This is a genomic window from Nocardioides sp. Soil777, assembly GCF_001428425.1.
GTDB lineage: Bacteria > Actinomycetota > Actinomycetes > Propionibacteriales > Nocardioidaceae > Nocardioides > Nocardioides terrigena.
Genome location: NZ_LMSN01000012.1, coordinates 544,140 through 559,633, shown reverse-complemented (window position 1 = coordinate 559,633; position 15,494 = coordinate 544,140). Strand labels below are relative to the sequence as shown.

Below are 15,494 nucleotides of genomic sequence, written 5' to 3'. Positions count from 1 at the left end.
CGTCAGCCCGAGTCGTACGCCGCGAGGATGCGGTCGGCGGCCATCGGCGCCGGCAGCTCCCCGGAGAGCACGGCGGCGCGCACCTCGTCACGGATCGCCGCGACCGAGGCCGAGCGGCGCAGCCGCTGGTCGAGCTCGTCGCGGACCAGCGACCAGGTGAAGTCGAGCTGCTGGCCGGCGCGCTTGCGGTGCAGCCCGTCCTCGCCGAGGTGCTCGCGGTGGGCCTGGACGCGCTGCCACACGTCGTCGACCCCGACCTGGGTGAGGGCCGAGCAGGTGACGACCGGGGGCGCCCACTCCCCCTTGCCGTGGACGAGCCGCAGCGCACCGGCGAGCTCGCGGGCCGCGCCCCGGGCCTCCTGCTCGCGGTCGCCGTCGGCCTTGTTGACCGCGATGACGTCGGCGATCTCCAGGATCCCCTTCTTGATGCCCTGGAGCTGGTCGCCGGTGCGGGCGAGGGTGAGGAACAGGAACGTGTCGACCATCCCGGCGACGGTGACCTCGGACTGCCCGACGCCGACCGTCTCGACCAGCACCACGTCGTAGCCGGCGGCCTCGAGCACCAGCATCGCCTGGGTGGTGGCCCGGGCCACGCCGCCCAGGGTGCCCGCGGACGGGGAGGGCCGGATGTAGGCGCGCGGGTCGACCGACAGCGACGCCATCCGGGTCTTGTCGCCCAGCACCGAGCCGCCGGTGCGCACCGACGACGGGTCGACCGCGAGCACCCCGACCCGGTGGCCGGCGGCGGTCAGGGCGGTGCCCAGCGCCTCGATGAAGGTGGACTTGCCGACGCCGGGGACCCCGGAGATGCCGACCCGCGTCGAGCCCGCCGTGCTGCCGAGCTCGGTGAGCAGCTCCCGCGCGGCCACCCGGTGGTCGGCGCGCGACGACTCGACGAGCGTGATCGCGCGGGAGACCGCCGAGCGCTGCCCGTCCCGGATGCCCTCGACGAGGGCGGCGACGTCGGGGACCGCCATCAGGGGTTGCGCAGCTTGGCCAGGAGGTCGAGCGCCGAGTCGGCGATCACCGTGCCGGGCAGGAACACCGCGGCGGCACCCATCTCCTGGAGCGTCGCCACGTCGTCGGGCGGGATGACGCCGCCGATGACGACCATGATGTCCGGGCGACCCTGGTCGGCCAGCGCCTGCTTGAGGGCGGGCAGCAGCGTGAGGTGGCCGGCGGCCAGCGACGAGACACCGACGATGTGGACGTCGGCGTCGACCGCCTGCTGGGCGACCTCCTCGGGCGTGGAGAACAGCGGGCCCACGTCGACGTCGAAGCCGAGGTCGGCGAACGCGGTGACCACGACCTTCTGCCCGCGGTCGTGGCCGTCCTGGCCCATCTTGGCGACCAGGATGCGCGGTCGGCGCCCCTCGGCCTCCTCGAAGTCGTCGGTCGCGGCCAGCACGCGGGCGACCTTGCCGTCGGGGGCCCCGTCCTCGCCCCTGCCTGCCTCGTCGCGGTACACACCGCTGATCGTACGAATGACGGCCTGGTGCCGGCCGTAGACCTTCTCCAGCGCGTCGGAGATCTCACCGACCGTGGCCTTGGCCCGAGCCGCGTCGACCGCCAGGGCCAGCAGGTTGCCGTCGAGCGAGCTGTCGCCGGCGTCCCCCCGCTCGGCGCTGTTCGTCAGCGCCTCGAGCGCGCGTCGTACGTCGTCGTCGTCGCGCTCGGCACGCAGCCGCTCCAGCTTGGCGATCTGCTGGCGGTAGACGTCGTCGTTGTCGACCCGCAGCACGTCGAGCTTGTCCTCGGCGGGGAGGCGGAACGTGTTGACGCCGATGACCTTCTGGTGCCCGGAGTCGATGCGCGCCTGGGTGCGTGCGGCCGCCTCCTCGATGCGCATCTTGGGGATGCCCTGCTCGATGGCCCTGGCCATGCCGCCGGCCTTCTCGGCCTCGAGGATGTGCGCCCACGCCCGCTCGGCGAGGTCGTGGGTGAGCCGCTCGACGTAGTAGGAGCCGGCCCACGGGTCGATGACCTCGGTGGTGCGCGACTCCTGCTGCAGCAGCAGCTGGGTGTTGCGCGCGATCCGGGCGGAGAAGTCCGTCGGCAGCGCGATCGCCTCGTCGAGGGCGTTGGTGTGCAGCGACTGGGTGTGGCCCTGGGTGGCCGCCATCGCCTCGATGCAGGTGCGGCCGACGTTGTTGAAGACGTCCTGCGCGGTGAGCGACCAGCCGCTGGTCTGGGAGTGCGTGCGCAGCGACAGCGACTTGGGGTTCTGCGGGTCGAAGTCGCGCACCAGCCGCGCCCACAGGGCCCGGGCGGCGCGCATCTTGGCGACCTCCATGAAGAAGTTCATCCCGACCGCCCAGAAGAACGACAGCCGCGGCGCGAACTGGTCGATCGTCAGGCCCGCGCCGAGGCCGGCGCGGATGTACTCGACGCCGTCGGCCAGCGTGTAGGCCAGCTCCAGGTCGGCCGTCGCCCCGGCCTCCTGGATGTGGTAGCCGGAGATGGAGATCGAGTTGAAGCGCGGCATCCGCTGCGAGGTGTACTGGAAGATGTCGCTGATGATCCGCATGCTCGGCGCCGGCGGGTAGATGTAGGTGTTGCGGACCATGAACTCCTTGAGGATGTCGTTCTGGATGGTCCCCGCGAGCTGCTCCGGCTTCACCCCCTGCTCCTCGGCCGCCGCGATGTAGAGCGCCATGACGGGCAGCACCGCGCCGTTCATGGTCATCGACACCGACATCTCGTCGAGCGGGATGCCGTCGAAGAGCGTGCGGGCGTCGTAGATCGAGTCGATCGCCACGCCGGCCATCCCGACGTCGCCGCGCACCCGCGGGTGGTCGGAGTCGTAGCCGCGGTGGGTGGCGAGGTCGAAGGCGACCGAGAGGCCCTTCTGACCGGCCGCGAGGTTGCGGCGGTAGAAGGCGTTGGACTCCTCGGCGGTCGAGAAGCCGGCGTACTGCCGGATCGTCCACGGCTGCGTCGTGTACATCGTCGGGTAGGGCCCGCGCAGGAACGGGCTCAGGCCCGGCCAGGTGTCGAGCGCGTCGAGGCCCTCGAGGTGCTCGGGGCCGTAGACGGGCAGGATGTCGATGCCCTCGGGGCTCCCCCACGCCTCCCCTCCGGCGGTCGAGGTGCCGACGGGCTGGGCCGCACCAGCCAGCGGCAGTCCCGCGAAGCTGTCCGGAATGCTGCTCATGCGAGGGCCTCTCTCGTCCGGGTGAGGAACGCGAGCGCGTCCACCCCCATGGCTGCACTGTCGTCGACGCCGTCGATGGGCCTGCCGGCGATGATCACGTGGGTCGCGCCCGCCTCGCGAAGGGCGGCGACGACGTCGGCCCCCCACTCGGCGTACGCCGCGTCGGTGCCGGCCAGGCAGGCGACCGGCTGCCCGTCGTAGGCCGCGAGCACGGCCTCGACGCCGTCGGTCGGGCCGGCGACCTCGACCGCGATGCCGCCGGCGGCGAGGAGGTTGCTGGCGAAGGTCGCGCGGGCGGTGTGCGCGGCGACCGGGCCGAGGGTGGCGAGGAAGACCGGCGCGGCGGCCGGGTCGTCGCGCAGTGCCTCGAAGGCCGCGCCGTGGCGACGGACCGGGTCGGGCTCGCCGGCGCGCTCGGGGAGCGCCTCGGCGAGGTGGGGGAACTCGGTGAGCCCGGTCAGCGGGCGCCGGCGGGTGGCGACCTCGCCGGCCCGGACGGCCGCGGCCTCCTCGACGCGGCCGAGCAGGGAGCCGTCGGCGAGGGCGGCCAGGACGCCGCTGCGCCCGTCGTACGACGCCGCCTCGATGCGGCCGAGCTCCTCCCACGCCACCCGGGCGAGGTCGTCGGTGAGCCGCTCGACGGCGTACGAGCCGCCGGCGGGGTCGGCGACCCGGGCGACGTGGGACTCGGAGATGAGCAGCGACGAGGTGTTGCGCGCGACCCGGCGACCGAGCGCGTCGGGGACGCCGAGGGTGATGTCGAAGGGCACCACGGTGACGGCCTCGGCCCCACCGGCGCCGGCGGCGAAGGCCGCGACCGTGCCGCGCAGCATGTTGACCCAGGGGTCGTACTTGCTGAGCATCGGCCGGCTGGTGACGACGTGCTGGCGCATGCCCGCGACGTCCGCGTTGCCGCCGGACAGCTCGACCACCCGCGCCCACAGGCGGCGCGCTGCCCGCAGCTTGGCGATGGTCGGGAACTGCTCGTCGGTGGCCGCGAGGCGGAACTCGACGAGGCCGAGGGCCTCCTCAAGCGAGAGACCGGCGGCGGTGAGGACACGGAGGTACGCCGCGCCGGTGGCGATCGCGTACCCCAGCTCCTGGGCGTCGGTGGCGCCGCGGTCGTGCAGGGCCGTGGCGTCCACGACCACGCCGAGGATCCCGTGCTCGAGCGCGAGCCGGGCCACGTCCGCCAGCGCGTCGAGGCCGGCGTCGACGTCGAGCCCGTGGCGCAGGTGGGCCCCGACGGGGTCGGCGCCGAGGTTGGTGCCGGGGTGCCCGTCGACGCCCTGGTCGTCGAGGACGGCCAGCAGCGCCCGGGCGGCGGCCACCGGCTCGTGGGATGCGTCGAGGGTGACGGGCGCCAGGTCGGCGAGGACCCGGTGCAGCACCGTCGCCAGGTCGGTGGCCACCAGGCCGCGGCCGAGCTCGACCCACAGCGAGGTGGCGCCGTTCTCCAGGTCGACGAGCACGGCCTCGTTGGCGGCCTCCGCGTCCGGGCCGAAGACCCAGGAGCGGATGTCCCAGTCACCGGTGCGGGTCGGCCGACCGCTGGTGGCGAGGTCGGCCAGGCTGTCGCGGGTGCCGATGGGCGCGACCGCGATGCCGTCGAGCGTGGTGCGGGTGAGCTCGTCCCACACCGCCGAGTCGGGGTCGTCCTCGCCGAGGCGACGGGCCTTGCGCAGCACCGCCGCCGTGGCCGCCTCCCACGCCGCGGCGTCGTGCTGGTCGTCGGGTGAGGCGAGCCGCAGCGAGCCCTGCTCGGGCTCCAGCTCGGCCGGCTCGGCGAGGCCGCCTTCAACGTCGGTCATGGAGCGCAGGATAGGCCCGTCCGGCCGACGGGGTCAGGGGCGTGGTCCTGTGGGATACCTCTCACGCCGTCGCCCGATGCTTCACCGGGTGTTGACCCGCCGTTGACCTGCCGGACCCACACCGAGGACCCCGGACGCGGCAGGCTGTCGCCATGGACACCCGTCGGATCGCCCTGGTGACCGAGACGTTCTATCCCGCCGTCGACGGCACCACCACCACGCTCAAGCAGCTGGCCGACCACCTCATCGACGCCGGGCACGAGGTGCTGCTGGTGGCACCCGGTCCCGGCCTGTCGACCTACCGGCGCAGCCAGGTCGCACGCATCCGGCCGCTCGACCGGCCCGGCCGCCAGGTGCGCGAGGCGTTGGCGCGCTTCGAGCCCGATCTGGTTCACACCGTCTCTCCCGGCACCCTGGGCCGCAAGGCGCTCAAGCACGCCCGCCGCCTCGGCGTGCCGACGTTGGTCGTGCAGCACACGCCGCCGACCGAGCTCCCCCGGGAGGTCTGGCAGGCCAAGGTCGCGGCCCGCGCCGACCGGCTGCTCGTGACCTCCGACTTCCTCGCCGGCCGCATGCACCAGCTCGACCTCGACCCCGCCGTGTGGGAGCCCGGGGTCGACACCCGCGCGTTCGCCCCGCAGCTGCGGGACCAGTGGCTCCACGACAAGTGGTCGCGTGCCCGGTCCCGCGAGGGTCGCCGGGTCGTCGTCGGCTACGCGGGCAGCCTGCACAAGCGCCACGGCGTACGACGCCTCGTCGAGGTCGCGGACCTGCCCGGCATCCAGCTCGTGGTGATCGGCGACGGCCCGCAGCAGACGTGGCTGCGACGCCACGTCCCCGCCGCACGCCACACCGGCGCCCTGCTGACGGGCGACCTCGCCACGGCCCTGGCCTCGCTCGACGTGCTCGTGCACCCGGGCGAGGAGGAGACGTGCTGCCACGCCCTGCGCGAGGCCGCCGCGAGCGGGCTGCCGGTGGTCGCCCCCCGGGCCGGTGGCGCACCCCGGGTCGTGCGCGACCTCGAGACCGGGCTGCTCTACGACCCGGCCACCGGGAGCGGCCTGCGCCGGGCCGTCGAGTCGGTCGCCGGCGACCGCCACCGGGGACTCCTGGGAGCTCGCGGCCGCGAGCTCAGCACCCGCACCTGGCGGGACGCGTGCAGCGAGCTGGTGGCCGACCACTACGCCCCGTTGCTCGCCTCGGAGGAGCTCGCCGGGCGGCGTCACACGACCGTCCGCTGATCCGCCCGGCCTAGTCGCTAAGGCTCGCCTAACCCGGCGTATGTCACACTCCCCGGCCCCCACAGGCGGGGATGCTGGCGGTACCGTGACCCCCGTGGCAACCCATACTTCAGCCCCGACCCTGGTGAAGGGTTCCCGGGCGGCCCGTACGACCATCACGCTCAAGATCCTGATGGCCGCCAGTGGCATCGTGTTCATCGGCTTCGTGCTCGCGCACATGTACGGCAACCTCAAGGCGTTCGCCGGCCATGACTCGTTCAACGAGTACGCCCACCACCTGCGCACCTTCGGCGAGCCGATGCTGCCCTACGAGGGGCTGCTGTGGGTCATCCGCGTGGGCCTCATCGTGGCGCTGGTCGTGCACGTCGCGAGCGCCTACGCCCTCGCGCGTCGTGCCTCCACCGCGCGCACCCAGAAGTACGCCGTGAAGAAGAACGCCTCGTCGTCGATCTCCTCGCGCACCATGCGCTGGGGCGGCGTCACGATCCTGGTGTTCCTGGTCTGGCACCTGCTCAACTTCACGATCGTCAAGATCAACCCGTCGGGCGGCGCGACCAACGACCCCTTCAACCTCATGGTCGACACCTTCGACCTGTGGTGGATGACGATCATCTACCTCGTGGCGATGGTGGCCCTCGGCCTCCACCTGCACCACGGCACCTGGAGCGCGCTGCAGACGCTGGGCCTCACCGGCACCGCCGCGGCGCGCCAGCGCGCGAAGACCGCGGGCTGGGTCGTCGCGGTCGTGATCGCCGGCGGCTTCTCGCTGGTGCCCCTGTTCGTCCTCCTCGGCGTCATCTCCAAGTAAGGGAGCCCCAGACATGGCCATGACCGATGCCTCCGGCACCGTGTTCACCAACCAGCCGTCCGTGCAGACGTCCGACGACGCCTCGGGCTACTACACCCCCGGCACGCCGCTGGTCGACGCGAAGGCGCCGACCGGTCCGATCGCGACCCGGTGGACCAACCGCAAGTTCGAGAACCGTCTCGTCAACCCGGCCAACCGCCGCAAGCTGACGGTCATCATCGTCGGCACCGGCCTGGCCGGCGGCTCGGCCGCCGCGACGCTGGGCGAGGCCGGCTACAACGTCAAGTCCTTCTGCTACCAGGACTCGCCGCGTCGTGCCCACTCGATCGCCGCCCAGGGCGGCATCAACGCGGCCAAGAACTACAAGGAGGACGGCGACTCCACGCACCGCCTCTTCTACGACACCGTCAAGGGCGGCGACTACCGCTCGCGCGAGTCGAACGTCTACCGCCTCGCCGAGGTCAGCGCCAACATCATCGACCAGTGCGTCGCGCAGGGCGTCCCGTTCGCCCGCGAGTACGGCGGCCTGCTCGACAACCGCTCGTTCGGCGGCGTCCAGGTCTCCCGGACGTTCTACGCCCGCGGCCAGACCGGCCAGCAGCTGCTCATCGGCGCCTACCAGGCGCTCGAGCGCCAGGTGGCGGCCGGCACCGTGACGACGTACACGCGTCACGAGATGCTCGACCTCGTCATGGTCGACGGCAAGGCCCGCGGCATCATCGCCCGCGACATGGTCACCGGTGCGATCGAGACCCACACCGCCGACGTCGTGGTGCTCGCCTCCGGCGGCTACGGCAACGTCTTCTACCTCTCCACCAACGCGATGGGCTGCAACGTCACCGCCGCGTGGCGCGCGCACCGCAAGGGCGCCTACATGGCCAACCCCTGCTACACGCAGATCCACCCGACCTGCATCCCGGTCTCCGGCGAGCACCAGTCCAAGCTGACCCTGATGAGCGAGTCGCTGCGCAACGACGGCCGCATCTGGGTGCCGAAGAACAAGGAGGACTGCGACAAGGACCCGCGGGACATCCCCGAGGAGGACCGCGACTACTACCTGGAGCGGATCTACCCGTCCTTCGGCAACCTGGTCCCCCGCGACATCGCCTCCCGGCAGGCCAAGAACATGTGCGACGAGGGTCGCGGCGTCGGCCCGATGGTCGGCGACTTCCGTCGCGGCGTCTACCTCGACTTCGCCGACGCCATCGCCCGCCTGGGCAAGGCCGGCATCGAGGAGAAGTACGACAACCTCCTCGACATGTACGAGCGGATCACGGGCGAGAACCCCTACGAGGTCCCGATGCGGATCTACCCCGCCGTGCACTACGTCATGGGCGGCCTGTGGGTCGACTACGACCTCCAGTCCAACGTCCCCGGCCTGTTCGTGACCGGTGAGGCCAACTTCTCCGACCACGGCGCCAACCGCCTCGGCGCGTCCGCGCTGATGCAGGGCCTCGCCGACGGCTACTTCGTGCTCCCCAACACCATCCGCGAGTACCTCGCCGACGGTCCCTTCGAGACCGTCACCGAGGACCACCCCGAGGTCGTCGCCGCCCACGAGGCGGTCCAGGCCCGCATCGAGCGGTTCCTGTCGATCAACGGCGAGCGGTCGGCCGACAGCTACCACAAGGAGCTGGGCCACCTCATGTGGGAGTACTGCGGCATGGAGCGCACCGCCGAGGGCCTGCGCAAGGCCATCGACGGCATCCGTGAGCTCAAGCGGGACTTCTGGTCCAACCTCAAGGTGCTCGGCACCGCCGACTCCCTCAACCAGAGCCTGGAGAAGGCCGGCCGCGTCGCCGACTTCCTCGAGCTCGGTGAGCTGATGTGCATCGACGCCCTCAACCGGCGCGAGTCCTGCGGTGGGCACTTCCGCGGCGAGTCGCAGACCGAGGACGGCGAGGCGCTGCGCATCGACGAGGAGTTCGCCTACGTCGCAGCCTGGGAGTTCGCCTCCGCGCACGAGAACGACCCCAACGAGCCGCAGGTCTCGATGGGCACCCCGGTCCTGCACAAGGAGGACCTCCTCTACACCGCGATCGAGATGAAGCAGAGGTCCTACAAGTGAAGCTCACGCTCAACATCTGGCGCCAGGCCGACGCCGCGGCGACGGGCGAGATGCGTACCTACGCGCTCGACGGCGTCTCGGAGGACATGTCCTTCCTCGAGATGCTCGACGTGCTCAACGAGCAGCTCAACGCCAAGGGCGAGGAGCCGATCGCGTTCGACTCCGACTGTCGCGAGGGCATCTGCGGCACGTGCGGCCTGATGATCAACGGCCAGGCCCACGGCCCGGAGGTCACCACGACCTGCCAGCTGCACATGCGCTCCTTCAAGGACGGCGACGAGATCACCATCGAGCCGTGGCGCGCGGACGCGTTCCCGGTCGTCAAGGACCTCGTCGTCGACCGTGGCGCGTTCGACCGGATCATCCAGCAGGGCGGCTTCATCTCCGCCAACACGGGCTCCGCCCCCGAGGCCAACTCGGTGCCGGTCCCCCGCGACAAGGCGATGCGCTCCTTCAACATGGCCACCTGCATCGGCTGCGGTGCCTGCGTGGCGGCGTGCCCCAACGGCTCGGCGTCCCTCTTCATGGGCGCCAAGATCACCCACCTCGGCGAGCTCCCCCAGGGCCAGCCCGAGCGCGACTCCCGGGTGGTCAACATGGTCGGCCAGCACGACCACGAAGGCTTCGGTGGCTGCACCAACATCGGTGAGTGCGCCGCGGCGTGCCCCAAGGAGATCCCGCTCGACGTGATCAGCCAGCTCAACAAGGACCTGCGCACCGCGCTCAAGCACGGTCACTGAGTTGTCTGACGCCCCCGGCCCGCTCGCCGAGCGCCTGGTGAATGCCGCGACGGCCCTCGCCACGCGTCTCGGTGCCACGGCGCTGCCGCGACCGCTGGACTCGTACGACGACCCGCTCGCCGAGCTGCGGCGGGCGCGGGCGTCGCTGCCCGAGGGCGGTCGGCTGGTCGTGGCGATGGCCAACGGGGCGACGGCGGACTCGGTGGTCCTGCACCTGCGCAGCGACCCGGCCCAGGCGTCGTACGCCCGACCACGCCCCGGGCAGGTGCACGGGTACGCGACCGGCTTCAAGCTCCTGCTCGAGGCCGGCTTCTCGCCCGACATCGTCGAGACCCTCGCCGGGGAGGTCGACCAGGCCCTCCTCGACGCGGCCGCCCCGCTGCTGCAGCACCTGCGGGTCGACGCCGAGCGGGCGGCCCACCACCTGTCGGTCGCGGGCTACCTCTACGTCGCCGACCCCGTGGCCGACCTGCCCGAGACCGGCGCCGAGGCCGTCCGTCACCAGCGACCGGTGACCTTCGTGGCGTGCGTCAACGACGACCTCCAGCTGGCCCACAACCTGCTGGCCTCGCCGGCCTTCGGCCCCGACAGCCCCCACCAGCTGCTGACCTACCGCGGCATGACGAGCGCCGCGGAGGGCCTCAACCGCGGCCTGCACGAGGCCGAGCACGACCTGGTGGTGATGATCCAGCAGGACATCTACGTGCCCTCCTGGTGGCCCGAGCGCCTGTCCCGGCAGTGGGACCTGGCCTCGGCCGGAGGGGCGCCGCCGTCGCTCGCCGGGCCGTTCGGCGTCCGCTACCGCGAGGGCGGTCGCGAGCACGTCGGCCACGTCGTCGACCGGGACCACCTGCTGCGGATGCCGCGCGAGCTGCCCGCGCGGGTGGACGGCCTCGACGAGCTGGTGCTGATCGTGCCGCGGGACACCGAGCTGCGGGTCGAGCCCCGGGTCGGGTGGCACCTCTACGGCACCGACCTCGCCCTGAGCGTGCACGAGGCTGGCGGCTGGACGGCCGTCCTGGACCTCCCGTGCCACCACAACTCCCTCTACCACCAGCTCGACGAGAGCTACCGCCACTCCGAGGCGATGCTGGCCACCAAGTGGCCCCGGGAGCTGCCGGTGGTCACCAACACCTCCACGATCGAGGAGGACCCGCGCGACGCCCGGGTGCGCGACCTGGAGGCGTTCGTGGCGCGCGGCCACGAGGAGCACGTGCGCATGAGCGAGGCCATCGACGTGGCGAGGGTCGAGATCGACCGGCTGCACCGGGAGCTGGCCCACGCGACCGAGCAGATCACCGTGAGCCGCGAGCGCAACGCCAAGCTCCGCAGCCGGCTTCGCGAGTCCTGAGCGCTCAGCGCAGCCCGTGCTCGGCGGTCGTCTGCATGCTCACTTCCTCCTCCTGACGACGGCGACGAGCGCCAGCATGGTCGCGGCGCCGGCCGCGAACGCTCCCACGGGCCGCTGGGACGGCTCGGGGGCCCCCAGGGCCGGACTGTGCCGGACGGCCTGCTGGAGGTCGATCTGCGGGCCCTCGACGTCGCCGGCGCGCCACGCGTCGGCCTCGCGTTGCTCGCGCGCGGCCGGGGACGTGTGCGCCCAGGCGGCGGCGAGCACCACGACCCGGGAGAAGTAGTTCATCCAGACGACCAGGATGAGCGCGATGCCGAACGCCTGCGCAGCCGGCGCGTCCTTGGTGCTGGCCAGCAGGTAGGTCGACAGCTGCTTGAGGACCTCGAAGGCCAGCGCCCCGAGGAGCGCGCCGGACCACAGCGCCCTCGGCGGAACGTTGGGGGCCGCGAGCACGCGGAAGAAGGCGAAGAAGAGCACCGTGCTGGCGGCGAGACCGAGGGCGAGGCCGAGGACCCACACGAGCGGCTCCACGCCGAGCCCGAGGCCGAGGAACTCCAGGATCGGCGTCGCCAGCTTGGTCGCGACCCCCGAGATCGCCACGCTCAGCAGCAGGACGGTGCCGAGCGTGAGCAGGGCGATGATGTCGCGGAGCTTGCCGAGGAAGAAGCTGGGCTGCTCCTTCTCCGGCTCCTCGAAGACCGCGATGAGGGCGGTGCGCATGCCCGAGAGCCAGCCGAGGCCGGAGTAGAGGGCCACGAGGAGACCGATCGTGGCGATGCCCGAGGCGGACGACTGCAGCGAGTCCAGGCTGAGCTCCCCGTCCCCGTCCCCGATGATGCCGGGCAGGACGTCACCGATGGCGGTCTCCAGGTCCCGCTCCGCGTTGGGGTAGGCGCCGGAGACGAACCCGACCACGGCGAACGCGAGCGCGATGATCGGGAAGAAGGACAGGAACGCGAAGTACGTGACGGCCGCCGCCAGGGCGCTGCCGTTGACGTCGCCGAAGTGCTGCACGGTCCGCACGAGGTGGTCGAGCAGGGGCCGCCGCTCGCGAGCGTCCTCGATGCGCTGCTTGACGGTGTCGATCAGTGGCATGGGGGCTCCTGCGGATCAGGCGTGGGGCTGCAGGGCGAACTCGCGCGTGGGCTGCCACCCCGCACCCTCGTCGTGGACGTAGAGCGAGAACGCACCCGCAGTGAACTCGCACTCGAAGTCGGCGAGCTCGTCGAAGGCCCGGTCGAGCTGGGCGTCCGCGAGGTGGTGGGCGATGGTGACGTGCGGGTGGAACGGGAAGTGCAGGTCGACCGCGAGCGGCCCCCGGCGTACGGCGTCCGCGAGCAGCTCGCACTGGGAGATGCCCTCCACCAGTGTCACGAAGACCACCGGAGAGACGGGCCGGAAGGTGCCGGTGCCGCGGAGGTGGATCCGGAACTCCGCCACCCCGGACGCCGCCCGGTCCAGGTGGGCCTCGACGGCCGGCAGGTCCTCGGCGGGCACCTCGATCGGCGGGATGAGCGTGATGTGGGTGGGTATCTGCGTCGCGGTGGTGTCGCCCACCGACGTGCGGTAGTCCTGGAGCTGGGTCGCCCACGGCTCGGGGATAGCCACTGCCACGCCGATGGTCACCACCGGTCGACCCTAACCGGTGACCCGTTCGCGCCCGCACGGCGAGGGTTCATAGACTCCCCCGGTGACCGAGTCCTACCAGGCAGCCCTCGCCCGCAGCGCCGAGCTCGACAAGATCCTCGACACGGATCCCGGCTCGCTGCGCATGCTGACCGGGGACCGACCGACCGGCGCCCTGCACATCGGGCACTACTTCGCGTCGATCCGCAACCGCGTCAGGCTCCAGCAGCGAGGTGCGGAGATCTGGCAGCTGGTCGCCGACTACCAGGTGATCACCGACCGTGAGGCCCTCGGCGACGTCGCGGGCAACGTCCGTGGGCTGGTCATCGACAACATCGCGGCCGGCCTCGACCCGGAGCAGGCGACGATCTTCACCCACTCGTCGGTCCCCGCGCTCAACCAGCTGATGCTGCCGTTCCTGAGCCTCGTCAGCGTCGCGGAGCTCCAGCGCAACCCGACGGTCAAGGAGGAGGCCAAGTCGGCCGGCATCACCTCGATCGGCGGCCTGCTGCTGACCTATCCGGTCCACCAGGCGGCCGACATCCTGTTCTGCAAGGCCAACGTCGTGCCGGTGGGCCGCGACCAGCTCCCGCACCTCGAGCAGACCCGGGTCATCGCGCGCCGCTTCAACGAGCGCTACGGCCCGACCTTCCCCGAGCCCGGCGCCCTGCTCTCCGAGGCGACCCTCATCCTCGGCACCGACGGCACCAAGATGAGCAAGTCCAAGGGCAACGTCATCGAGCTGCGGATGACCGCCGACGAGACGGCCAAGAAGATCAAGGGCGCGAAGACCGACTCCGACCGGGTCATCACCTACGACCCGGACACCCGGCCCGAGGTCGCCAACCTGCTGCTCCTCATCTCGCTCTGCGAGGGCACCCCGCCCGAGGCGGTCGCCGACGAGATCGGCGACGGCGGTGGCGGCGCCCTCAAGAAGCGGCTCACCGACGCGGTCAACACCGAGCTCGAGCCGCTGCGCGCGCGACGCGCGGAGCTCGAGAAGGACCCGGCGTACGTCGCGGGCATCCTGCGCCGCGGCAACGAGCGCGCCAACGAGGTCGCCGAGCAGACGCTCGCCGAGGTGCGCGAGCGGATGGGCATGGTCTACACGTGACCGAGGGCGTGTGACCTCGGTCACGTGACGGTGGTCACGGCATGTAACTCGTGAGTAACCTGCCGTCCATGGCAGCCGCTCGCGCTCTCGGCGCTCTCGTCGCAACCCTGTCCACCACGCTCCTGGCCACGACGCTCGTCGCGGCCCCGGCCGTCTCGGCCGTCGACGAGCCACCCCGCCCGGCCTTCTACGAGGCGCCGGCGACGCTGCCCGCGACCAACGGGGCGGTCATCCGCTCCGAGAAGCTCACGTTCCTGCTCGACCCCCTGGACGCGACCAGCCTGGTCCGCAACGCCACCCGCGTCCTCTACCGGACCACCGACCGCACCGGCGAGCCGATCGCGGTCAGCGGCACCGTGCTGGTGCCCGGCTCCCCCTGGATCGGCGTCGGGAGCCGACCGGTGATCGGCTACGCCCCCGGCACCCAGGGGATGGCCGACCGCTGCGCACCGTCACGACAGTTCTCCGAGGGGATCGAGTACGAGGGCCTGGTCATGGAGGGTCTGCTGCAGCGCGGCTACGCCATCGCGATGCCCGACTACGAGGGCCTCGGCACCGCCGGCGTGCACACCTACATGGACCGCGTCTCGCAGGGCCGGGCCACCCTCGACGCGGTGCGCGCCGCCCAGCGGCTCACCGGCACCGGGCTGTCGTCCAGCAGCCCCGTCGGTCTCCAGGGCTACTCGCAGGGTGGCGGTGCCGCGGCCGCGGCCGTCGAGCTCGCGGCGTCGTACGCACCGGACCTCCGGCTCAAGGGCGCGGTGGTCGGCGCCGTGCCGGCCGAGCTGGGCGCCGTGGCGACCAACCTCGACGGCGGCCCGTTCTCGGCGTTCGCCTTCTTCGCGCTGCGCGGCCTGGCCGCGAGCTACGACATCGACCTCGCGCCGTACCTCAACGACGCGGGACGCGCCACGATGGACGCCGTCGAGCAGGACTGCGTCTTCGACCTGCTCGACAACGCGTTCGTGCGCTCCGAGACCCTCAGCGCCGACGGCCGGCCGATGTCCGAGCTGATGACCCGCGAGCCGTTCCGCACGGTCATCGCCGACCAGAGGATCGGCACGATCAGGCCGACCGTGCCCGTCCTGGTCAGCCACTCGACCCTCGACGACACCATCCCCTATGCCGTGGGCAGGGCGATGGCACGGTCGTGGTGCGGCAAGGGCGCCAACGTGCGCTTCTCGCCCAACGTCGCGCCCCTGCACGTCGGCGGCATCGTGCCGCACGCCGCCGAGGCGCAGGTGTTCTGGGAGGCCCGGTTCGCCGGGCTCCCCCAGGTCAGCAGCTGCTGGCTGCTCTGACCCGTCCGGCGGGCGGAGCCGTCAGGCCGTCCAGGCGACGCTCTCGATGACGTGGTCGGCCCAGGGGTTGATGCCGATGAGCTCCTCGCGCCGCGAGATCAGCTCGACGACGTCGTGGGTACGACGATCGCGCAGCTGGCGTCGGCGCTCCAGCTCGGTGTCGTCGCGGTGTCCGTGCTCCTGCTTCTGCTGCTCGATCATCGAGCCCTCCCCGGGGTTCTCGTCCTGCGGCGACCCGGGTCTCGGGCGCCGTAGGACCATCCTCGGACGGTCTTGC

13 protein-coding genes are annotated in these 15,494 nt (G+C 72.0%); 7 read left to right on the top strand and 6 right to left on the bottom strand.

What is annotated here, in order from left to right; genetic code table 11:
* Positions 1-2: 2 nt before the first annotated feature.
* From meaB to ASG88_RS10145, 3 genes are read right to left on the bottom strand one after another with little or no spacing between them, the layout of a single operon-like run.
* Positions 3-977, bottom strand: a complete 975-nt coding sequence (gene meaB / locus ASG88_RS10155; RefSeq protein ID WP_056887282.1) for a methylmalonyl Co-A mutase-associated GTPase MeaB — start codon at positions 975-977, stop codon at positions 3-5.
* Positions 977-3,154, bottom strand: a complete 2,178-nt coding sequence (gene scpA / locus ASG88_RS10150) for a methylmalonyl-CoA mutase (RefSeq protein WP_056887281.1) — start codon at positions 3,152-3,154, stop codon at positions 977-979. The genes meaB and scpA overlap by 1 nt, the downstream gene beginning before the upstream one ends.
* Positions 3,151-4,965: a methylmalonyl-CoA mutase family protein gene (locus ASG88_RS10145; protein WP_056887280.1), complete on the bottom strand. Its 1,815-nt coding sequence runs from the start codon at positions 4,963-4,965 to the stop codon at positions 3,151-3,153. The genes scpA and ASG88_RS10145 overlap by 4 nt, the downstream gene beginning before the upstream one ends.
* 152 nt (positions 4,966-5,117) lie before the next feature.
* Here ASG88_RS10145 and ASG88_RS10140 point away from each other — a divergent pair, with 152 nt between their 5' ends.
* From ASG88_RS10140 to ASG88_RS10120, 5 genes are all read left to right on the top strand, one after another.
* The gene (locus ASG88_RS10140; RefSeq protein ID WP_056887279.1) at positions 5,118-6,206 is read left to right on the top strand and encodes a glycosyltransferase; all 1,089 of its coding nucleotides are present in this window, start codon (positions 5,118-5,120) and stop codon (positions 6,204-6,206) included.
* Positions 6,207-6,300: 94 nt separating this feature from the next.
* On the top strand, positions 6,301-7,014 hold the full coding sequence (locus ASG88_RS10135) for a succinate dehydrogenase cytochrome b subunit (protein WP_056887426.1): 714 nt from the start codon (positions 6,301-6,303) through the stop codon (positions 7,012-7,014).
* A gap of 19 nt (positions 7,015-7,033) precedes the next feature.
* Positions 7,034-9,082: a fumarate reductase/succinate dehydrogenase flavoprotein subunit gene (locus ASG88_RS10130; protein WP_414858635.1), complete on the top strand. Its 2,049-nt coding sequence runs from the start codon at positions 7,034-7,036 to the stop codon at positions 9,080-9,082.
* Positions 9,079-9,822, top strand: a complete 744-nt coding sequence (locus ASG88_RS10125; protein ID WP_056887277.1) for a succinate dehydrogenase/fumarate reductase iron-sulfur subunit — start codon at positions 9,079-9,081, stop codon at positions 9,820-9,822. The genes ASG88_RS10130 and ASG88_RS10125 overlap by 4 nt, the downstream gene beginning before the upstream one ends.
* A 1-nt stretch (position 9,823) precedes the next feature.
* A complete protein-coding gene (locus ASG88_RS10120; protein WP_056887276.1) occupies positions 9,824-11,173 on the top strand; it encodes a hypothetical protein in 1,350 nt (449 codons plus the stop codon).
* Between the two features lie 39 nt (positions 11,174-11,212).
* Here the strand turns inward: ASG88_RS10120 and ASG88_RS10115 are convergent, their stop codons facing one another.
* Together ASG88_RS10115 and ASG88_RS10110 are read right to left on the bottom strand one after the other, a co-directional pair.
* A complete protein-coding gene (locus tag ASG88_RS10115; RefSeq protein ID WP_056887275.1) occupies positions 11,213-12,271 on the bottom strand; it encodes a YihY/virulence factor BrkB family protein in 1,059 nt (352 codons plus the stop codon).
* Positions 12,272-12,286: 15 nt separating this feature from the next.
* Positions 12,287-12,805 (bottom strand): 2'-5' RNA ligase family protein, encoded by a 519-nt coding sequence (locus tag ASG88_RS10110; protein WP_056887274.1) that lies wholly within the window; start codon positions 12,803-12,805, stop codon positions 12,287-12,289.
* Positions 12,806-12,866: 61 nt separating this feature from the next.
* Here ASG88_RS10110 and trpS point away from each other — a divergent pair, with 61 nt between their 5' ends.
* Positions 12,867-13,916, top strand: a complete 1,050-nt coding sequence (gene trpS / locus ASG88_RS10105; RefSeq protein ID WP_056887273.1) for a tryptophan--tRNA ligase — start codon at positions 12,867-12,869, stop codon at positions 13,914-13,916.
* A 68-nt stretch (positions 13,917-13,984) separates the two neighbouring features.
* Complete coding sequence (locus tag ASG88_RS10100; protein ID WP_056887272.1) at positions 13,985-15,217, top strand: lipase family protein; 1,233 nt, start codon at positions 13,985-13,987, stop codon at positions 15,215-15,217.
* Between the two features lie 21 nt (positions 15,218-15,238).
* Here the strand turns inward: ASG88_RS10100 and ASG88_RS10095 are convergent, their stop codons facing one another.
* Positions 15,239-15,418 (bottom strand): hypothetical protein, encoded by a 180-nt coding sequence (locus ASG88_RS10095; protein WP_056887271.1) that lies wholly within the window; start codon positions 15,416-15,418, stop codon positions 15,239-15,241.
* Between the last annotated feature and the right edge of the window lie 76 nt (positions 15,419-15,494).